At 37.5% G+C, this 21,444-nt stretch carries 20 protein-coding genes and 2 other annotated features; of the genes, 19 read left to right on the forward strand and 1 reads right to left on the reverse strand.

Annotated features, from left to right (window positions below; genetic code table 11):
* The first annotated feature begins 13 nt into the window (after nt 1–13).
* Nucleotides 14–952, forward strand: a complete 939-nt coding sequence (mdh, locus tag AB1279_RS04765) for a malate dehydrogenase (RefSeq protein ID WP_377881016.1) — start codon at nt 14–16, stop codon at nt 950–952.
* A 207-nt stretch (nt 953–1,159) separates the two neighbouring features.
* Nucleotides 1,160–1,633, forward strand: coding sequence for a MaoC family dehydratase (locus AB1279_RS04770; protein ID WP_429758015.1), 474 nt, complete (start codon nt 1,160–1,162; stop codon nt 1,631–1,633).
* Nucleotides 1,634–1,711: 78 nt separating this feature from the next.
* Here the strand turns inward: AB1279_RS04770 and AB1279_RS04775 are convergent, their stop codons facing one another.
* Nucleotides 1,712–2,035 (reverse strand): YnfA family protein, encoded by a 324-nt coding sequence (locus AB1279_RS04775; RefSeq protein WP_429758016.1) that lies wholly within the window; start codon nt 2,033–2,035, stop codon nt 1,712–1,714.
* A gap of 215 nt (nt 2,036–2,250) precedes the next feature.
* On the opposite strand from AB1279_RS04775, the gene AB1279_RS04780 reads away from it, so the two are divergent.
* The 17 genes from AB1279_RS04780 to AB1279_RS04860 all read left to right on the forward strand — a co-directional run bounded on the left by AB1279_RS04780 (nt 2,251) and on the right by AB1279_RS04860 (nt 21,429).
* Nucleotides 2,251–2,967 carry a winged helix-turn-helix domain-containing protein gene (locus AB1279_RS04780; protein ID WP_377881012.1) on the forward strand — a complete coding sequence of 239 codons (717 nt, stop codon included), beginning with the start codon at nt 2,251–2,253 and terminating at the stop codon, nt 2,965–2,967.
* Nucleotides 2,960–4,720: a two-component system histidine kinase PnpS gene (gene pnpS / locus AB1279_RS04785; RefSeq protein ID WP_429758017.1), complete on the forward strand. Its 1,761-nt coding sequence runs from the start codon at nt 2,960–2,962 to the stop codon at nt 4,718–4,720. Before AB1279_RS04780 ends, pnpS begins: the two co-directional genes overlap by 8 nt.
* 372 nt (nt 4,721–5,092) lie before the next feature.
* Nucleotides 5,093–7,726: a DNA polymerase I gene (gene polA / locus AB1279_RS04790; RefSeq protein WP_429758018.1), complete on the forward strand. Its 2,634-nt coding sequence runs from the start codon at nt 5,093–5,095 to the stop codon at nt 7,724–7,726.
* 12 nt (nt 7,727–7,738) lie between these two features.
* Nucleotides 7,739–8,569, forward strand: a complete 831-nt coding sequence (gene mutM, locus AB1279_RS04795) for a DNA-formamidopyrimidine glycosylase (RefSeq protein WP_429758019.1) — start codon at nt 7,739–7,741, stop codon at nt 8,567–8,569.
* A gap of 123 nt (nt 8,570–8,692) precedes the next feature.
* Complete coding sequence (ytaF, locus tag AB1279_RS04800; protein WP_429758020.1) at nt 8,693–9,325, forward strand: sporulation membrane protein YtaF; 633 nt, start codon at nt 8,693–8,695, stop codon at nt 9,323–9,325.
* Nucleotides 9,326–9,648: 323 nt separating this feature from the next.
* Nucleotides 9,649–10,251, forward strand: a complete 603-nt coding sequence (gene coaE, locus AB1279_RS04805; protein ID WP_429761300.1) for a dephospho-CoA kinase — start codon at nt 9,649–9,651, stop codon at nt 10,249–10,251.
* A 109-nt stretch (nt 10,252–10,360) separates the two neighbouring features.
* Nucleotides 10,361–11,389, forward strand: coding sequence for a glyceraldehyde-3-phosphate dehydrogenase (locus AB1279_RS04810; protein WP_377881005.1), 1,029 nt, complete (start codon nt 10,361–10,363; stop codon nt 11,387–11,389).
* A 372-nt stretch (nt 11,390–11,761) separates the two neighbouring features.
* Nucleotides 11,762–12,145 carry an adenosylmethionine decarboxylase gene (gene speD, locus AB1279_RS04815; RefSeq protein ID WP_170857660.1) on the forward strand — a complete coding sequence of 128 codons (384 nt, stop codon included), beginning with the start codon at nt 11,762–11,764 and terminating at the stop codon, nt 12,143–12,145.
* 257 nt (nt 12,146–12,402) lie between these two features.
* Nucleotides 12,403–12,864: a transcriptional regulator NrdR gene (gene nrdR, locus AB1279_RS04820; RefSeq protein WP_336481913.1), complete on the forward strand. Its 462-nt coding sequence runs from the start codon at nt 12,403–12,405 to the stop codon at nt 12,862–12,864.
* 518 nt (nt 12,865–13,382) lie between these two features.
* Entirely contained in the window at nt 13,383–14,789 is a 1,407-nt protein-coding gene (locus tag AB1279_RS04825) for a replication initiation and membrane attachment family protein (protein WP_429758021.1), read from the forward strand.
* Between the two features lie 33 nt (nt 14,790–14,822).
* A complete protein-coding gene (gene dnaI, locus AB1279_RS04830) occupies nt 14,823–15,761 on the forward strand; it encodes a primosomal protein DnaI (protein WP_429753630.1) in 939 nt (312 codons plus the stop codon).
* Nucleotides 15,762–15,911: 150 nt separating this feature from the next.
* On the forward strand, nt 15,912–16,793 hold the full coding sequence (gene ytxC, locus AB1279_RS04835; RefSeq protein ID WP_429758022.1) for a putative sporulation protein YtxC: 882 nt from the start codon (nt 15,912–15,914) through the stop codon (nt 16,791–16,793).
* A 32-nt stretch (nt 16,794–16,825) separates the two neighbouring features.
* Nucleotides 16,826–17,052, forward strand: a binding site (T-box leader).
* A gap of 50 nt (nt 17,053–17,102) precedes the next feature.
* Nucleotides 17,103–19,034 carry a threonine--tRNA ligase gene (thrS, locus tag AB1279_RS04840; protein ID WP_429758023.1) on the forward strand — a complete coding sequence of 644 codons (1,932 nt, stop codon included), beginning with the start codon at nt 17,103–17,105 and terminating at the stop codon, nt 19,032–19,034.
* A gap of 200 nt (nt 19,035–19,234) precedes the next feature.
* Nucleotides 19,235–19,357 (forward strand) — a sequence feature (ribosomal protein L20 leader region).
* Nucleotides 19,358–19,419: 62 nt separating this feature from the next.
* Nucleotides 19,420–19,923: a translation initiation factor IF-3 gene (infC, locus tag AB1279_RS04845; RefSeq protein ID WP_429758024.1), complete on the forward strand. Its 504-nt coding sequence runs from the start codon at nt 19,420–19,422 to the stop codon at nt 19,921–19,923.
* A 21-nt stretch (nt 19,924–19,944) separates the two neighbouring features.
* Nucleotides 19,945–20,142 carry a 50S ribosomal protein L35 gene (gene rpmI, locus AB1279_RS04850; RefSeq protein ID WP_020060080.1) on the forward strand — a complete coding sequence of 66 codons (198 nt, stop codon included), beginning with the start codon at nt 19,945–19,947 and terminating at the stop codon, nt 20,140–20,142.
* 40 nt (nt 20,143–20,182) lie between these two features.
* Nucleotides 20,183–20,542 (forward strand): 50S ribosomal protein L20, encoded by a 360-nt coding sequence (gene rplT / locus AB1279_RS04855; protein ID WP_429753633.1) that lies wholly within the window; start codon nt 20,183–20,185, stop codon nt 20,540–20,542.
* 395 nt (nt 20,543–20,937) lie between these two features.
* Complete coding sequence (locus tag AB1279_RS04860; protein WP_429753634.1) at nt 20,938–21,429, forward strand: dUTP diphosphatase; 492 nt, start codon at nt 20,938–20,940, stop codon at nt 21,427–21,429.
* Nucleotides 21,430–21,444: the final 15 nt, after the last annotated feature.

Raw genomic sequence — 21,444 nt, forward strand, 5'->3', positions numbered from 1 at the left:
TGGGGGAGAAATTATGACAATCAAACGCAAAAAAGTTTCAGTCATCGGTGCAGGATTTACAGGGGCAACAACAGCATTCTTATTAGCGCAAAAAGAATTAGCAGACGTTGTATTAGTGGACATTCCACAACTTGAAAATCCAACAAAAGGGAAAGCGTTAGATATGTTAGAGGCAAGCCCTGTACAAGGTTTCGACGCTAATATCATCGGCACATCTGATTACGCAGATACAGCTAATTCTGATGTTGTAATCATTACGGCAGGTATTGCTCGTAAGCCAGGTATGAGCCGCGATGATTTAGTGGCAACAAACTCTAAAATTATGAAAAGTGTAACGCAAGAAATTGCGAAATATTCTCCGAATACAATTATTGTTGTATTGACAAATCCTGTTGATGCAATGACATATTCAGTATTTAAAGAAGCTGGGTTCCCGAAAGAGCGCGTTATCGGTCAATCTGGTGTATTAGATACAGCTCGTTTCCGTACGTTTATTGCGCAAGAATTGAATCTATCTGTGAAAGATATTACAGGATTTGTTCTTGGGGGACACGGTGATGAAATGGTACCGCTTGTTCGTTACTCTTACGCAGGTGGTATTCCATTAGAAACGTTAATTCCGAAAGAACGCTTAGATGCAATCGTTGAACGTACTCGTAAAGGTGGCGGCGAAATTGTAAATCTATTAGGAAACGGTAGTGCATACTATGCACCAGCTGCTTCTTTAGTAGAGATGGCAGAGGCAATCTTAAAAGATCAACGCCGCGTATTGCCAGCTATCGCATATCTAGAAGGTGAGTATGGTTACAGCGACCTTTACTTAGGGGTTCCGGTTATCCTTGGCGGTAACGGAATTGAAAAGATTATTGAATTAGATCTTCTTCCAGAAGAAAAAGAAGGATTAGATCGTTCTGCAGAATCAGTACGCAGTGTAATGAAAGTTCTTGCATAAGAAAAGAAAGAAAAAGATTCGGGAGCCCCGAATCTTTTTCCACTATTAGAGGATTATTTTTTTAAAATAATTTGAAAGCGTTATCAAATAAGTATCCTACAATATAAAATGCAGATTTGTAGTGAACGTTCTCTCACCTTTATAAAGATTCGTATAATATACCACTTCGAGTAGGATAATTTAAATATCGATCGGAGGGATTGTATCATGTTAAAAAAGAAGAATAAATTAGGTCGTAAAATGGATGAAATTACAGTAGGAGAAAAGTTATCCGTTACAGAGAAAATAGAAGACAAAGACTTGTTGTTATATTTAGGATTAACGGATGATTCAAATCCGCTATATATTCAGCATGATTATGCATCCCAAACTCCGTATGAAAAACCAATTGTACCAACTATTATGTTAACGGGGATTGTTACAACTGCGGTTACAAAATACTTACCTGGCCCAGGAAGTCATGTTGTAAGGCAAGAAATTGAATTTGTAAAGCCTGTACACCATTATGCAACGCTGCAAATTCATTTTGAAGTTGTTTCCGTTTACCAAGAAAATCATTTAATTGAAATGCAAATGCTTGCGTACAATGAGAAAGAAGAAGAAGTGATGAAAGGTTTATTAACAGTAGCACCACCGCATCATTTAACAACGATATTTGAAAGAGCGCTTGATAATTTTTGATAAAAAACAGGTGATGTGATGTCACCTGTTTTTCTTATTCAGCTTAAATAGGCAATGTTATTTAGAGAAACAAGTACCTTATCCGCGTGGCCATAACATAATAAACACACCAATGATACAAACAAAGGCGCCGGTCCAATCGAATAGGTCGGGTGTTTTTTTATCGATCCACCAGCCCCATAATACACTCATTACAATAAATACGCCGCCATAAGCTGCATATACTCTTCCAAAGCTTGAGAATACTTGGAATGTAGCGATGACCCCATATAAAAATAGAATCACTCCTCCGATGATGCCGATTCCAATGGAATTGCCTTCGCGCAGCCATTTCCAAATGAGATAACCACCGCCAATTTCAGATAGACCTGCAAGAAAAAAGATAATAAATGCTTTTAACATAAGAGCCCTTTCTGTAAAAATGTATTTTGTTGTATAAACGTAACATAAAGTGGAGTGTAAGTCAGTAGGGGGGACTGCTTGTTAAAGCGGGATAAACTCTTATTTTTCAAAGTACAATTTTATTGAGAGGGGTTTTGTTTTCTAGTATGATGGAAATGTCGGGGAAGAATACTAGGGTGAAGAAAGTTTAAGAGTCTATAACCTGGAGGAAAAGAATGAGCAATCGAATTTTAGTCGTAGACGATGAGGAGTTTATCTTAACTTTAATCGAATTTAACCTACAGCAAGCAGGATTTGAGGTCATAACAGCGATGGATGGAGAAACAGCGCTGCATAAAGCACAGACGGAACGTCCGGATTTGATTATATTAGATTTAATGCTTCCAAAAATGGATGGAATGGAAGTTTGTAAAGAACTGCGCTTACAACGTATTATGACACCTATTTTAATGTTAACAGCAAAAGATGATGAGTTTGATAAAGTGTTAGGTCTTGAACTTGGAGCGGATGACTATATGACAAAGCCGTTCAGTCCAAGAGAAGTAGTTGCGCGTGTAAAGGCTATTTTGCGCCGTACGAAAATCAACGATGAACAAGTGCCGGAAGTAGAAGATGAAAATAGTATTATACTTGCTGAATTAAGAATTTTACCGGACTTTTATGAGGCATATTTCCAAGGGGAAAAGCTAGAGCTTACACCGAAAGAATTTGAATTACTTGTATATTTGGCGAGACATAAAAGCCGCGTGTTAACTCGCGATCAGTTGTTAAGTGCTGTATGGAATTATGATTTTGCTGGTGATACACGTATTGTTGATGTTCATATTAGTCACTTGCGAGATAAAATCGAAAAAAATACAAAAAAACCAGCTTACATTAAAACAATCCGTGGCTTAGGTTATAAATTGGAGGAGCCGAAGGGGGATGAATAAATTTCGCTCAAGGCTTCTCTTTACGTTTATTTCTCTAATTGTTCTTATTTTTGTAGGGACAGGATTATTGCTTGAAAAAGTATTGGAAGGATCTTATATTGATCGTTTCCATGAGAGATTAGAGAAAGAAACGCAGTACGTTGCTTCTGTTGTCGAAGCAGAAGGGATTGATAATGTTCTTAAGAAACCAAATGTGTTTTTGAAATTTGAAGAGCAGTTTGGTGTATATGTAACGTTTGTAAATGGACAAAAACAGATTCAATATGAGACTGTAAATCAACAGGCGATATCACGTAAAGAAGTAATAGATGAACTGCTTCCAGAAGCGAAAAAGCAAACGCATACCGTTGTGAAGAAGGAAACAAAGGATGAATACCCATATTACTATGCTATGTTTATCCAAGATGCACAGGGGAAGAAAGGGTATATCATTATTAATAGTTCTATTGAATCTTTAAAAACTGTGCATCAAAAAACATGGGGCATAGTAATGGTTGGTTTTATCATTTCTTTCCTTACTATTCTGTTTCTTGTTATGAGAATTACGGGGCAGTATATTAGGCCGATTGAGTCTGTTACAAAAGTAGCGATTGAACTGGCGAAAGGAAACTATAAAGCACGTGCTTATGAAAGCCAATCAGATGAGACGGGAATGCTCAGCAAGGCAATCAACATTTTAGCGCGTAATTTACAAGAGATGACGTTAGAACAAGAAATGCAGCAAGATCGGTTGCATACACTCATTGAAAATATGGGAAGCGGTATGATTTTAATTGATAGCCGCGGTCATGTTAGTCTTGTCAATCGTTCTTATAAAGAGATTTTTTATGTAACAGATGAAGAGTATTTACATCGTTTATATTATGAGGCATTTACGCACAAAGAAATTGTCGAACTTGTAGAAGAGATTTTTATGACAGAGGTCAAAGTACGAAAGCAAATGTTGTTGCCTCTTGAAATTGAAAGAAAACATTTTGAAGTGTATGGTGCTCCAATTATTGGGACAAACCATGAATGGAAAGGGATTGTGCTTGTCTTTCATGATATTACGGAGCTTAAGAAACTTGAACAAATGCGTAAAGATTTCTTGGCAAATGTGTCGCATGAACTGAAAACGCCTATTACTTCTATTAAAGGATTTTCAGAAACGTTGCTTGATGGAGCGATGGAAAATCAGCAATTTCTGGAGCATTTCTTACATATTATTTTGAAAGAAAGCGATCGAATGCAAATGTTAATTGAAGACTTGTTAGATTTATCGAAAATTGAACAACAAGGATTTCGATTAAATATGGGAGTTGTCGATTTAAAAGGATTATTAGAAGAAGTCGGTATGATATTAGAAAATAAAGCAAGTGATAAAGACATTCGTTTACATGTCGATGTGAATGAACATATCTCTGTCGTAGGAGATGCAGAACGATTGAAACAAGTCTTTATTAATTTAATGAATAATGCAATTTTATATACACCAGCAGGCGGGACTGTTTCTGTTAAACTTTCGTATGATAGTCAAAACGTATATATAAAGGTATCTGACACAGGGATTGGAATAGAAAAAGACGAAATCCCTCGTATTTTTGAGCGTTTTTACCGCGTTGATAAAGCGCGCAGTCGCAATACAGGTGGCACGGGACTTGGATTGTCTATTGTGAAACATTTAGTTGAAGCACATCATGGGATAATCACTGTAGAAAGTGCAATTGGGGTTGGAACGACTTTTACTGTTACCCTTCAAAAGTACAGTAAGTAGATATTTACATTATATTAACAATATCTTCATTTTATATTAATAAAGGTCTGTTACTATAATACATGAAAACCCCTTCATCCAAGGAGTAGTTTTGGACGAGAATAAGGAGACTTATTCTCGTCCCTTCCCTTTTTGTAATGATAGTTCTTCTTTTGAAATGTTTTCATGCGTGCTATGTTATACCGATATATATATGCTGTTATATTTTAAGAGTAAGAATGAACTCCACCTATATGATGCTGAATATAATTATGAGGAAAGCCGTTGTTTTTCTTCTCTCTTCTAGTCGTGGTAATATAGAGAGAAGAAAAGGAACGGTTTTTTCTATGTATTGAGAAATCGTTTTAATTTTTTACGGGGAGGTTTTTCAAATTGGAAAAGAAAGTCGTTTTAGTTGATGGAAATAATATTGCATATCGCGCCTTCTTTGCGTTGCCGCTTTTAAACAACGACAAAGGTATACATACAAATGCCATTTATGGTTTTACGATGATGTTAATGAGAATTCTAGAAGAAGAAAAGCCGACGCATATGCTTGTTGCATTTGATGCGGGGAAAACAACGTTTCGTCATAAAACATATAGTGAGTATAAGGGTGGCCGTCAAAAAACACCACCAGAACTATCAGAGCAATTTCCGTTCATCCGTGAAATGTTAGATGCATTTCATGTGTCTCGTTACGAATTAGAGAACTACGAAGCGGATGACATTATGGGAACATTGGCAAAAGAAGCGAGTGAACAAGGGGTTTCAGTAAAAGTCATTTCCGGGGATAAAGATTTGCTTCAGCTCGTTTCAGACAATACCCGCGTTTGTATTCCGCGTAAAGGAATTACAGAAGTGGACGAGTATACAAAAGAAACATTATTTGAAAAGTATAGTTTATCTCCAAAGCAAATTATTGATATGAAAGGGCTGATGGGAGATCAATCAGATAATATCCCAGGTGTCCCAGGTGTCGGTGAGAAGACAGCAATTAAATTGTTAACACAATTTGAAACAGTAGAAGCTGTATATGAAAACTTAGACAAAGTGAGCGGTAAGAAATTAAAAGAAAAGCTTGAAGAAAATAAAGAGCAAGCGTTGATGAGTAAAGAGTTAGCGACAATTATTACTGATGCCCCAATTACGGTTCATTTAGATGATATTGCTTATAACGGATATGATAATAGTGATATTATCCCAGTATTTGAGAACTTAGGGTTTCATTCTTTATTAACCAAGCTAGGAGCACCGATTGCAGAAGCGCCTGCAGCTGAGCTAGATGATATCTCATTTGAAATCGTAGAAGAAGTAACGGAAGAAATGTTGCAGCAAGATAGTGCGCTCATTGTCGAAGTGCAAGAAGACAATTATCACGGAGCCGATATTCAAGGATTTGGTATTCAAAATGAAAACGGATGTTACTTTGTTCCGACTGATATCGCTCTTCAATCACAACCTTTTACCAGCTGGTTAGCGAATCCAGAGATGAAGAAGTATACATTCGATGCTAAGCGTGCAATTGTTGCGTTAAAGTGGAAAGGCTATGAAATAAAGGGAATCGATTTTGATTTATTAATTGCAGCTTACTTACTTGATCCAGCAGAAACCGATAAAGATTTTCGTGCCGTTGCGAAAATGAAAGAAACGCATGCCGTGCAATCAGATGAAGAGGTATATGGAAAAGGTGCAAAACGAGCTGTACCAGAGCAGACAGTTGTAGCAGAACACGTAGCGCGAAAAGTACATGTGTTATACGATGTACAGCAGTCATTTGCTGAAGAACTGAAAAAGAATGAGCAGTATGAATTATTTACAGAGTTGGAGATGCCGCTTTGCCGCGTATTAGCTGAAATGGAATGTAAAGGCGTTACAGTTGATACAAATCGTCTCCGTAATATGGGTGATGAATTGGCTGCGCAGCTCAAGAAAATGGAAGAAGAAATTTACGAGCTTGCAGGAACGGAATTCAATATTAATTCACCGAAACAACTTGGTGTGATCTTGTTTGAAAATTTAAATTTACCAGTTATAAAAAAGACAAAAACGGGTTATTCTACATCAGCTGATGTGCTTGAAAAATTAATGGAGCATCATGAAATTATTCCGAAAATCTTACACTATCGTCAGCTGGGAAAATTAAATTCTACGTACATTGAAGGTTTACTGAAAGTTGTTTATACAGATTCGTCCAAAATCCATACACGTTTTAATCAAGTATTAACACAAACGGGACGTTTAAGTTCAACAGATCCAAACTTACAAAACATTCCGATTCGTTTAGAAGAAGGAAGAAAAATACGTCAAGCGTTTATTCCTTTAGAAAAAGATTGGGTTATGTTTGCTGCGGATTATTCTCAAATCGAATTACGTGTATTAGCACATATTTCGAAAGATAATGGCTTGATTGAGGCATTCCAACATGATATGGATATTCACACAAAAACAGCGATGGATGTGTTTGGAGTTGAAAAAGAGGGGGTAACCTCTAATATGAGACGACAAGCGAAAGCTGTAAATTTCGGAATTGTGTACGGCATTAGTGATTATGGTTTATCGCAAAACCTTGGCATTACAAGAAAAGCAGCAGCTGATTTCATTCAAAAGTATTTAGAGAGTTTTCCGGGAGTAAAAGAATATATGAATGATATTGTGCAAGATGCGAAGCAAAAAGGATATGTATCTACATTACTGAATCGTCGCCGTTACATCCCGGAAATTACGAGCCGTAATTTTAATCTGCGCAGCTTTGCAGAACGCACGGCAATGAATACACCTATTCAAGGAAGTGCTGCGGACATTATTAAGAAAGCGATGATTATTATGGCGGATCGACTAGAAGAAGAAGGATTACAAGCTCGTCTTCTTTTGCAAGTGCACGATGAACTTATTTTTGAAGTGCCTCAAGAGGAAGTAGAGAAGCTAGAGAAGCTTGTACCTGAAGTAATGGAGCATGCGATTGAGCTTTCCGTTCCATTAAAGGTTGATTACTCATATGGTCCAACATGGTACGACGCAAAATAAGGAAGTGATAGTATGCCAGAACTGCCAGAGGTTGAAAATGTAAGACGAACGCTAGAGAAGCTCGTCAAAGGAAAGACGATTGAAGAAGTTATTGTAACATACCCGAAATTGGTAAAAGAGCCAGATGATGCTGAACTTTTCAAAGAGATGCTGCGCGGAGAAACGATTGAAAAGGTCGAACGCCGCGGTAAGTTTCTTCTTATATATGTAACCCGTTACGTCATTGTTTCTCATTTGCGAATGGAAGGGAAATATATGCTGCACGAAGCAAATGATCTAGTTGATAAACATACACACGTCCGTTTTCGTTTTACAGACGGTACGGAACTTCGTTATAAAGATGTACGTAAATTTGGTACGATGCATCTTTTTGAAAAAGGAACGGAGCTTACAGTCATGCCGCTGGCAGATTTAGGACCAGAGCCTTTTTCGGGTGAATTAACACCGGCGTATTTACGAGAAAGAATGCAAAAAACTGCTCGGAAAGTAAAAGTTGTCTTGCTAGATCAACGCATTGTAGTTGGTCTTGGCAATATATATGTAGATGAAGTATTATTCCGTTCACGTATTCATCCAGAGCGAGAAGCGTCTTCTTTAACGAATGAGGAATTTGAAACGTTGTATAAAGAAATTGTTGCAACATTAACAGAAGCCGTCGAGCGTGGTGGAAGTACAATTCGTACGTATATGAATTCGCAAGGACAAATTGGTTCATTTCAAGAACGACTTTACGTATATGGAAGAAAAGGTGAACCGTGTGTAACGTGTGGCACTGCACTTGAAAAAACAGTTGTTGGCGGCCGCGGTACACATTATTGCCCTGTTTGTCAGTTGAAAAGTTAAACAAACAAAGCATCAGTAAAAAATACTTATTGATGTCAGCATCATTTTATTTTTTGTAATAACATCGGATAGGCTTCTGTCATATATATACAGCAAAGCTATGTATAGGGAAGGAGCTTATCGATGTATCATTATTTCTCTCTAATTTTATTAGCTTTTACGCTAAGTTTAGATAGCTGCAGTGTGGGGCTTACATACGGGCTCCGCAACGTCCGGATTCTACTGAAATCTATTATTGTAATCGGGATTTGTTCAGCTGCCGTGATGATACTATCAATGGGAATCGGGCATATGATTGCACAAGTTTTTTCACCGGTACTTGCGAAAAGAATTGGTGGATTGGTTCTCGTGGCGATTGGTGCTTGGGTGGTGTATCAATTTTTTCAAAGTGATAAAAAAGAGGAAGCACCTCAAGAAGAAAAAGTATGGAACTTAGAAATTGCTTCTCTTGGTCTTGTCATTCAAATTTTACGAAAACCGACTGTTGCTGATTTTGATAAATCCGGGACAATTTCGGGGATAGAAGCGCTTCTTCTTGGCATGGCGCTTTCATTAGATTCGTTTGGAGCGGGTATTGGGGCGTCATTACTTGGATATTCCCCATTGATGATGGCGGGATTGGTTGCAGTAATGAGCTCGTTATTTTTATTCGCTGGAATGAAAATAGGAACAGCATTATCGAATATGCAATGGCTGCAAAAGTTCACGTTTTTGCCAGGTATATTACTTATTATTATTGGAATTTGGAAAATGTAAGAGGAGACGTGAAACGATGTTTCACGTCTTTATTTTTAAACAATAAGAATTTATCCCGCTATTCGCGAGCAGTAAGTCCCGATCTCAAGATGCAAGGAGAAGCGTTGCCCAGCTCTAGCGGCTAGAATCGCAGGTCGTTTCATCCCCTCGGACGAGGGCGTCCTGCGATTCTGAGCGAGCCGTTTCCGCTTTTCTAAAGAAGCTAGGTGGGAGATGAAAAAAACACTGTTGGAAGTTTTACTTTATAAAAATTGGAGATGCATAGCTTCAGCGCTTGTTTTTACGAAACAGGACGCTTAAGCTTTTCTTAAGGGGGAGTTATGATGACAGTTGTAATTGGATTAACAGGCGGCATTGCAAGTGGAAAAAGTACAGTGTCACAAATGTTTCAAGGTTTTCACGTTCCAGTTATTGATGCAGATGTTATTGCGAGGGAAGTTGTAGAACGAGGGAAGGAAGCGTATAACGAAATTGTAGCAGCATTTGGGAAAGAAGTGCTGGGGGAAAATGGAGAACTAGATCGTCCGAAGCTTGGTAGCATTGTGTTCCATAATGAAGAAAAACGTTTGCTGTTAAATGGCATTGTTCACCCTGCTGTGCGAGAAGAAATGAATGCACAAAAGGATATGTACATAAGAGAAAAGGTGCAAGCGGTTGTGCTTGATATTCCACTATTATTTGAGGGCAAATTAACAGGTCTTGTAGATAAAATTTTGCTCGTTTATGTTGACAGTGAGACGCAGCTTACAAGATTAATGGAGCGCAACAATTTTACAGAAGAAGAGGCAAAAGCACGTATTGCTTCGCAAATGCCGCTAGAAGATAAAATCACATTAGCGGATAAAGTAATTAATAATAATGGCACAATGGAAGAGACGAAAGCACAATTAAGCCACATTTTAAAAGAATGGAACATTATTAAATAAAAAAATTTAAAAATGATGAAATTGTTTAGTGACATATCGCCTTTTTGTGCTATACTATTATTGGGATTGGAGATAAATAGTATAACGCAATCAAGGGGGATAACATATTATGATTCGTGTGGCAATTAATGGTTTTGGACGTATTGGGAGAATGGTGTTTCGCCAGGCAGTAAAAGAAAGCGCATTCGAAATTGTAGCGATCAATGCGAGCTACCCATCTGAAACGTTAGCACATTTAATTAAATATGATACAGTTCACGGCAAATTTGATGGTACAGTAGAAGCGTTTGAAGATCATTTATTAGTAGATGGCAAAATGATTCGCCTTTTAAACAACCGCGATCCAAGAGAATTGCCTTGGAAAGAATTAGGAGTAGATGTTGTAATTGAAGCAACAGGTAAATTTAACTCCAAAGAAAAAGCAAGCCTTCACGTAGAAGCTGGTGCGAAAAATGTTATTTTAACTGCACCTGGTAAAAACGAAGATGTAACAGTTGTTGTTGGTGTAAACGACGAACAACTTGATATTACAAAACATATCGTTATTTCAAATGCATCTTGTACAACAAACTGTTTAGCGCCTGTTGTAAAGGTGTTAGATGAGCAGTTTGGAATTGAAAACGGTTTAATGACAACAGTTCATGCTTATACAAATGACCAAAAAAATATTGATAATCCACATAAAGATTTACGCAGAGCACGTGCATGTGGCCAGTCTATCATTCCAACAACGACAGGTGCTGCAAAAGCGTTAGCAAAAGTTCTTCCGCATCTAAATGGAAAACTTCATGGTATGGCACTTCGTGTTCCAACACCAAATGTATCTCTTGTTGACTTAGTTGTGGATGTAAAGCGCGATGTAACAGTGGAAGAAATTAATGAAGCATTTATGACAGCAGCTAACGGTGCATTAAAAGGAATTGTAGCATTTAGTGATGAGCCGCTTGTTTCAATAGATTTTAATACAAATACACATTCCGCAATCATTGATGGTTTATCTACAATGGTAATGGGTGAGCGCAAAGTAAAAGTACTTGCTTGGTACGATAACGAATGGGGTTATTCTCGTCGTGTTGTAGATCTTGTAAAACTTGTTGTAGATCAATTTGCGAAACAAGAAAACGTACAACATATTTAATAGATGAGAAAAGGGCAAGCATTAGCTAGTCCTTTTCTTTTTTTATGGATGGAAAAAATTACATATGTCTTTTCTTTGTAAATCACCTTGAAGAGCTATGATTACTGTGATTTTGAATTTTTTCTTTTTTTCGGAGAGATGTAAAAAAGAAAGTGTCATCGAAAAATAAAAAACTGTTGTTGCAAAATGAAAATAAACAAAGTATACTAACATTCGTAAACTTAAGAGCTGAGGTGGTAGTCACTACTTAAAGGGTTAGGACCTCTTTGGACTAACTTTCCCCCGTGGTAGTGGAGCAAACCAAATTGCAAATTAGTTTTCAATTCGAACAGTTAGATTAAATTTATAAGGGGGAACTGTAGAATGGATACTATGGATACTATGGGTCGTCACGTAATCGCGGAACTTTGGGATTGCGATTTCGACAAACTTAATGATATGCCTTATATTGAAAAATTATTTGTGGATGCAGCACTTCGAGCAGGAGCTGAAGTACGTGAGGTTGCTTTCCATAAATTCGCACCACAAGGTGTAAGTGGGGTTGTAATTATTTCTGAATCTCATTTAACAATCCACAGCTTTCCAGAGCATGGTTATGCAAGTATTGATGTGTACACTTGCGGTGATCGCATTGATCCGAATGTTGCTGCAGAGTACATCGCTGAAGGTTTAGGCGCAAAAACGAGAGAGAGCATTGAACTTCCTCGTGGTACAGGTAGCTTCGAAATTAAACAAAGAGAAACAAAAGCTCTTTAAAAAAGAAGATAAGTGATTTAAAATGTAAAGAGGTGTATAATACACCTCTTTTTAATTTACCCGCTATTCGGGGATGGTAAGATCCACACTGCTGGAAGTTTCACTTTATACAAGGGTAAATTAATTGTTAGAAAGACCAAAAAGAATAACGTACATAAGTATATTTGATTAAGGCTTTATAATATAGAAGAGAAAATTCTTGTTTATAATGTTTTGGTTTTGTTAAGATAAAATTAAATTGTAAAGGAGTGAATGGATTGCGTTGTCCATCCTGTTTTCACAATGGTACGAGAGTATTGGATTCGCGTCCAGTTGATGAAGGGCGATCAATTCGCAGGAGAAGAGAGTGCGAAAGTTGCCTCAATCGCTTTACAACATTTGAACGTGTTGAGGAGCCGCCGCTAATTGTTGTAAAGAAAGAAGGAATGCGAGAAGAGTTTAACAAAGAGAAAATTTTGCGCGGTTTAATTAAAGCGTGTGAAAAACGACCTGTATCTTTAAAACAATTAGAAGAAATTACGCAACATGTAGAACGTGAATTGCGTAACTCAGGAATGTCAGAAGTAAAAAGCGATATGATTGGTGAAATGGTCATGGAAGAGCTTCGTGATATTGATGATGTTGCATATGTACGTTTTGCATCTGTTTATCGACAATTTAAAGATTTGAACGTATTTATTGAAGAGTTAAAAGATATACTTCAAAAAGAACGAAAATAAAAGAGCTAGAAGCGTAAGCTATTAGCTCTTTTTTCACTAATAATTAGTATAAATCACATGTATCTATTCGCGGGCCGTAAGATCTTCACCTCGAAATTCTGAGAAAAGCGTTGTCCAGCTCTAGCGGCTAGAATCTCCAGTCGTTTCGCCCCCTCGGACGAGGCAAAAAGCGCCTCTCTGCCTTGGGCGCGGGCGTCCTGCGATTCTGAGCAAGCCGCTTCCGCTTTTCTACAGAAGAGAGGTGGAGGATAACTGTTGGCATCCGCCCGATTGGTGAGAGCTTTCCCACAGTGGGGATGAAAAAAACGTCCCCGCTGTGGGAAGTTTCACTTTATCCCGCATTAACGGACAGTAAGACCCCCACCTCAAGATTCGGAGAAAAGCGAAGAAGAGAGGTAGGGGATAACTGTCCGTAAAAGCCCGATTGGTTCAACTAACCATCAGTGGGGGATGAAGCCTTCCCATTGATGGAAGTTTCACTTTATGATAAGAATGGATAACAGAAAGGATTTGCAAGGATGGAAAGACAGTCATGGATGGAGTTACTGCCAATTGACCGTTATAAAGTAAGCGCAAGAGGACTGCTCAGTAATTATGACCGTAAAGTGCTTACGATGTTATATCAACCGCTAATCGGTAGTAAAGCTTTTAGTTTATATATGACATTGTGGGGCGAATTAGAGCAGGATCGTTTATTTGGAAGAGAAAATACACACCATTCTATTATGGTAACGATGCAAATGCAGCTCCCGGATATTTATGAAGAACGTATGAAATTAGAGGCAATTGGGCTTTTAAATGTGTATATGAAAAAAGAAAAAGATATTCGCATGTTTATTTATGAGTTGCAGCCACCGCTCATGCCGAAGCAATTTTTTGATGATATTGTATTAAGTATTTTTTTATATAATCGTTTAAGCAAGGCAAAATACAATCAAGTAAAGCAATATTTTTTAGAAGAAGAATTTGACTTCGCTTCTTACGAAAATATGACACGATCCTTTAATGATGTGTTTGGTTCGTTTAATCCAGGACAAGTTGAGTATGCCAAGGAAGAATTGCTTATACCAAATGCAACTGTGATGCCGAGCAGAGTGCAGGGTAATGCACCTCAACTTTGGAATGATTTCTTTGATTTTTCATTATTTGTAGAAGGATTATCAGCGCTCGTTCCGCGTAAAGCCATTACAGAACAGATGCGCGAATGTGTGATGACATTAGCATACGTATACGGAATTGATCCGCTATCCATGCAAAATGTTGTTCTTGGTGCTGTTACGGAACATCATACAATTGATATGGAACGACTGCGAAAAGGTGCGCGTGATTGGTATCAATTTGAGAATGGGCAAGCACTCCCGGTGTTTAGTGAACGAACGCAGCCATTGCATGCGCGGACGATGAAAGAAAAAGAACCGACAACACAAGAAGAAATGCTCATTAAGCAGTTAGAAGAAATTTCGCCAAGAGAGTTATTAAAAGAAATTTCAGGCGGGGCTGAGCCGACGAAAGCTGATTTGCAAATTATTGAAGAAGTGATGTTGAATCAGAAGCTCACACCAGGCGTTGTAAATGTGCTTATTTATTATGTGATGCTGCGCTCTGATATGAAACTTGCTAAAACATATGTTGAGAAGATTGCAGGACACTGGGCAAGGAAGAAGGTAGGCACAGTGTCAGAAGCGATGGCTTTAGCCAAAGAAGAGAATCGCCAATATCAAGAATGGGCTGAGACGAAGAAAAAAGGCCGTACATCGAAGAAGCTAGTGCGGAAAGAAATGGTGCCGGATTGGCTTAAGGAAGAAGCGGAAGAAGAATCTAAAGAACAATCGCAAGATCATGCAAGTTCAAAAGAAAATCCAAGCAAGCTAGAAGAAGAACGAAAGAGACTGGAAGAAGTACTAAAAAAATATAAGCGTGATTAGTAGAGGAGAATGAACGCTCTTTGAGGTGAAAAAATGGAGCATATTCAAAATTCATTTGCAAAATTGATGCAAAACGAAAATTTTAAAAATAGATATGAAGTGTTAAAAGCAGAAGTTATGGCACATCCCCGTGTGAAAGAATTTGTGGAAGAACATAAAGGGGAAGTAACGACTTCTATGATAGAACGAAGTCTTGTGAAACTGTATGAATATATTGGGCAAAGTGTTGGATGCACAGATTGTCCGAACTTAGAATCATGTAAAAATATGATTCAAGGATACGAGCCAAAATTGATTATTCAAGGTAAGATGATTGATATTCAGTATGATCGTTGTGTGAGAAAAGTAGCTTATGATGAGAGAAAGAAATATGAAAAATTAGTGCAGAGTGTCTATATGCCAAGTGATATTTTGAAGGCTTCTATGGAAAATTTAGACCCATCGGATTTAGATGCGCGTATTGATGCGATTGATGCAGCAAATGGATTTTTAAGTGCGTATGAACCAGGGAAAAAAGTACAGGGTTTATATCTCTACGGTAAATTTGGTGTAGGAAAAACGTATCTCCTAGGAGCGATTGCAAATGAATTAGCCTTAAAAAAGGTAAGTTCAATGATTGTATACTTACCAGAATTTTTACGGGAAATTAAAAGTTCACTGCAAGATAACACGATAGGTGAAAAGATTGATGCTGTGAAGCGTGTACAAGTCTTAATGTTAGATGATATTGGGGCAGAAGCAATGTCCAGCTTTGTACGTGATGATGTCCTCGGTGCCATCTTACAATTTCGCATGCTGGAAAATTTACCGACGTTCTTTACATCAAATTTTGATTTTAAAGAGTTAGAACATCATCTAACATATACGCAGCGCGGAGAAGCAGAAGAAATGAAAGCAGCCCGTATTATGGAGCGTATTAAATATTTAGCAAAGCCGATTCCTATTGGTGGGAAAAACCGTCGGCATACGTAAAGAGCAAGCGATGAGCTTGCTCTTTATTTTTTTGAAGGAAATATAATAAAGTATTACTTTGAATGATAAATTACTTTACGCTTGTATCATTTTTTGTACATCCCCTTAATATATATGGAAATAGCAAGAATTATAAAAGGGGGGACAAAAGTGATTGAAATTTGCTTCGAAGAAAAAAATGATGCTATTGCCATATATAAAGAGCTGAAAAAACAGACAGATGATATATATGCAGAAATAAACATTTATTTGTACGAACAAATAGTGATTGTTCATATACCAATACAAGAATCATGCTACATTGATGGAGTGGTTATCCCAGTACTTGTTCAATATATTATAAATACAAAACAAGATGAATGGATAAGTGGTATTTTAAAAGAGAATTTTTACTATGAAGAGCGAGAAGAACGAATTCAAATTTTACATATGGCTCATTCTATTTTAAATGGAAAACGTAAAGGGCTAACAGATGCACCTTCTAAACGAAGAGGAAAAGAGTTGGTGGTTTCTTCCTTGCGGGGATGGATGCATGATACGATGTCTTTTTCGTTTGGAGCATACATTCGTTTCCGCTTGAGAAAGTACAAAGAATTTTTATATCGCACTGCAGAGATGGCGATAGATGAATATAAGTTAGAACAAGAGTATCAGATGTTTGTGGAAACGCTCCGGCAGCAAGTAAGCAGCCGAAAGTCGCGTTTGTCATCCTTGCATCTTGTGTTTGATGAAAGTTTTATTTTTTATGATGAAAAGGGGGCTCGTTTAAAACAAGATAAACTTGTTCAGTATATAGAAGAAGAATTACTCTCTCAAAAAGACTTGTACATTGATCCGAATATTATGGCGCCGCTTCTTTCGATCTCGCCTAAAAAAATTTATCTATATACGAAAGAGCAAGATCATAATATGATCGTGACAATTCAAAACGTGTTTCAAGAGAGGGTGCAACTATATGCGCTTCATGAATTTGAAAAGAATGTGAAAAATTATAAAAATAAAGGGAACGCCCTTGATTTTCTAAATTTTTGAGCATATAATTACGTACATACATGAAAATACATTGAAATGTTACGATGAGGACATGGGTGATTATCTACGATTCTCAGAGAGGGAAGCCTTAGGCTGTGAGCTTCTTAATACGAGATTATTACTTACCACCTCTGAACTTCAGCAGTGAACGAAATTCTAGTAATTGCTGACGGTAAATGCCGTTATAATGAACTTGAGCAGTTAACAATGCGTTAGCTGGAACAAGGGTGGAACCACGAATTCAACACTCGTCCCTTTTTATAGGGACGGGTGTTTTTTATTTTGACTATGAAAAAGGAGTGACCAAAGATGGCAGATGTAGTAAAAATTACATTCCCAGACGGAGCTGTGAAAGAGTTTCCAAAAGGAACAACAACAGAAGACATTGCTGCTTCTATTAGCCCTGGCTTAAAGAAAAAAGCGATTGCAGGGAAATTAAATGAGGAAATGGTAGACTTACGTACACCGATTGAGCAAGATGGTGCAATTTCTATTGTTACATTAGATTCTGAAGATGGTTTGTACATTTTACGCCATTCAACAGCCCACCTATTAGCACAAGCATTAAAGCGTTTATATAAAGATGTGAAGCTAGGAATTGGTCCAGTAATCGAAAACGGCTTCTACTACGATATCGATATGGAAGAAGCAATTACAGTTGAGGACTTCCCAAAAATTGAAAAAGAAATGCAAAAAATTGTGAATGAGAACTTAGAAATCGTTCGTCATGAAGTACCACGTGCTGAAGCACTTCGTCGCTATGAAGAAATCGGCGATGAGCTGAAATTAGAACTAATTAACGATCTTCCAGAAGATGCGGTTATCTCAATTTATGAACAAGGCGAATTCTTCGATCTTTGCCGTGGTGTTCACCTTCCATCTACAGGAAAGATTAAAGTATTCAAATTGCTAAGCGTAGCAGGTGCTTACTGGCGCGGCGATAGCAATAATAAAATGCTACAACGTATTTACGGTACTGCATTTGTAAAAAAAGCAGAATTAGACGAGCATTTACGTCTTCTTGAAGAAGCGAAAGAACGCGATCACCGTAAATTAGGTAAAGAGTTAAAACTATTTACAAATAGCCAAAAAGTAGGACAAGGTTTACCACTTTGGTTACCAAAAGGTGCAACAATCCGCCGTATTATCGAGCGTTACATTGTTGATAAAGAGGCAAGCTTAGGCTATGACCACGTATATACTCCGGTACTAGGAAGCCGAGAACTTTATGAAACTTCTGGTCACTGGAATCACTACCGAGATGGCATGTTCCCATCAATGGAAATGGATAATGAAGAATTAGTACTTCGTCCAATGAACTGCCCTCACCATATGATGGTTTATAAAAACGATATCCACAGCTATCGTGAATTACCAATCCGTATTGCGGAGCTTGGAACAATGCACCGCTATGAAATGTCTGGTGCACTATCTGGATTACAACGTGTACGCGGGATGACTTTAAATGATGCGCACATTTTCGTTCGTCCAGACCAAATTAAAGAAGAATTAAAACGCGTTGTAAACTTAACTTTAGAAGTATACAAAGACTTCGGTTTAGAAAATTATTCATTCCGCTTATCTTATCGTGATCCAGAGGATACTAAAAAGTATTATGATGACGATGAAATGTGGGAAAGAGCACAAGGCATGTTAAAAGAAGCTATGGATGAAATGGGTCTTGAGTACTATGAAGCTGAAGGTGAAGCGGCGTTCTACGGTCCGAAACTTGACGTGCAAGTTCGTACTGCGCTTGGAAAAGACGAAACACTTTCAACTGTACAATTAGACTTCTTACTTCCAGAACGCTTTGAGTTAACTTACATCGGTGAAGACGGTAAGCATCATCGTCCAGTTGTTATCCACCGCGGTGTTGTATCAACTATGGAACGCTTTGTTGCCTTCTTAATTGAAGAATATAAAGGTGCATTCCCAACTTGGTTAGCACCAGTTCAAGTACAAGTAATTCCAGTTTCTCCGCAAGTACATTTAGATTATGCGAAGAAAGTACAAGAAGAATTACAACGTGCTGGCATTCGGGTTGAAGTGGATACTCGTGATGAAAAAATCGGTTACAAAATCCGCGAGGCACAAATGCAAAAAATCCCGTATATGCTTGTAGTAGGTGACAATGAAGTTGCTGAAACTGGTGTGAACGTACGTAAATACGGTGAACAAAAATCAGAAACAATCTCGTTAGATGCGTTCGTTGACCTAATTAAAGCTGAAGGAAAACGATAAGAAAAGGTCGCGGTTCGTCCGCGGCTTTTTTGTATGTTTTTGTTTGGTAATAAGAACCAAAGTTCGCTTTGTATAAAAAAATGTTGCATGTATTCGTTTTGTTTGTTACAATATTTTTTGTTGCTACTTAAGAAACTCGACTTCTTGACACGCATCACGTCCTATGATAAAATCATCAAGGATAATAGAATACGGATTTGTGGAACAAGTAGAAGCACCCGCTTCTCACCTGATTGACGCGAAAGCAGTTGCCAGGTAAATGTATTTCTTACTTAAGATATTACAAGTGTGGGTGTGTCATATGCCCGCACTTTTTTGTTTGGGTTCTGCCTTCCCAAAACGTATTCCCATAAAACCTTGGAGGTGGCTTACTATTAGCAAGGACATGATGATTAACGAGCAAATTCGTGCACGTGAAGTACGTTTAGTTGGTGCAAATGGTGATCAACTTGGAATTAAGTCTCGTCAAGAAGCATTAGATATGGCTGCAAACTTAAATCTTGATCTAGTATTAGTTGCTCCAAATGCGAAACCACCAGTATGCCGTATTATGGACTACGGAAAATTCCGCTTTGAGCAACAAAAGAAAGAAAAAGAGCAGCGCAAAAATCAAAAAATCATTAGCATGAAAGAAGTTCGTTTAAGTCCAACAATCGATGAACATGACTTTAACACAAAACTTCGTAATGCTATTAAATTCTTGGAGAAAGGCGACAAAGTTAAAGCGTCTATTCGCTTTAAAGGTCGTGCTATTACTCATAAAGAAATCGGTCAACGTGTTTTAGATCGCTTCTCTGAAGCTTGTGCTGAAGTTAGTACAATTGAATCTAAGCCAAAAATGGAAGGACGTAGTATGTTCTTAGTTTTAGCACCGAAAAATGATAAGTAATAAATAGAGGAGGAAATCACTATGCCTAAACAGAAAACTCACCGCGGCGCTGCAAAGCGTTTCAAAAAAACAGGATCTGGTAAACTAAAGCGTTCTCACGCTTACACAAGCCACTTATTCGCTAACAAATCTACAAAAGCTAAACGTAAATTACGTAAAGCTGGTGTAGTAAGCGCTGGTGACTTCAAACGTATTCGTCAAATGCTTGACAACATGTAATTAATATTTTGTTCAGATAGATATCTAGGAGGGAAATAATATGCCAAGAGTAAAAGGTGGTACGGTTACTCGTAAACGTCGTAAAAAAATTATTAAATTAGCAAAAGGTTACTACGGTTCTAAACATACATTATACAAAGTTGCTAACCAACAAGTAATGAAATCTTTAATGTATGCATTCCGTGACCGTCGTCAAAAGAAACGTGACTTCCGTAAATTATGGATCACTCGTATTAACGCAGCTGCTCGTATGAACGGTCTTTCTTACAGCCGTTTAATGAATGGTCTTAAGCTTGCTGGTATCGAAGTAAACCGCAAAATGCTTGCTGACCTAGCTGTTCATGACGAAAAAGCTTTCGCTGAATTAGCAACAGCTGCTAAAACTGCTTTAAACAAGTAATGATAATAAATCCTTAGGACATTGTTCCTAAGGATTTTTTTATTTTTCATAAACTAACACTGTTTTTGCTGAAATGGAAAAAAGATGAATGGACGTGTTATGCTATATATGACAAAACAAGCATAAAAGGCACAATAATATAGAAGAATAAAGATAAAAAGTCGGAGGGGGGGTCTCTGACTTTTTATCTTTATTTAGATGTATAGTCATAACCTCGCTTATATATGGAAGAATGATGGCGGTAAGAAGGAGCTTGACTTCAGACAATCTTGTCTTTCCACGTGAAACTGACACTGTTATAATGTAAGAATATGACTTGCTTATTTTCTTATATTTACCATTAGAATGGAACAATATCGGATAATGTTTATTTGATATTGAAGGAGGAGTACGTTTTGGATTTACTACAACTATTTAAATTACAAAAAGAGTTAGATGACCGTATTGCGAGAGAACATAATTTAGAGCCGAAAAAGCTATTAAAAGAAAAAATGCTAGCGCTTCTTGTAGAAATTGGTGAACTTGCCAATGAAACACGCTGCTTTAAATATTGGAGCAATAAGCCAGCATCTGAGCGTGAGATTGTACTAGAAGAATATGTAGATGGCTTACATTTTATTTTATCTATCGGGATTGACTTAGGCGTTGATAAAAATTTCTTGTTTTATAAGTGTGCAATAACAAATAAAACGCAGGTAGAAATTTTCTTAGATGCATATGCAAAAGCAATCCGTTTTAACGAACAGCCGTCTATTACAAATTATATCGAATTGTTTACGAGCTATCTTCGCCTAGGACAAGCACTTGATTTTGATCAAGAAGAGATTGAGAAAGCATATTTAGATAAAAACGAAGTGAATCATCAGCGTCAAACAGAAGGGTATTGATGAAATTTTTTGAAC

The organism is Bacillus sp. S14(2024) (assembly GCF_050473785.1).
GTDB lineage: Bacteria > Bacillota > Bacilli > Bacillales > Bacillaceae_G > Bacillus_A > Bacillus_A yunxiaonensis.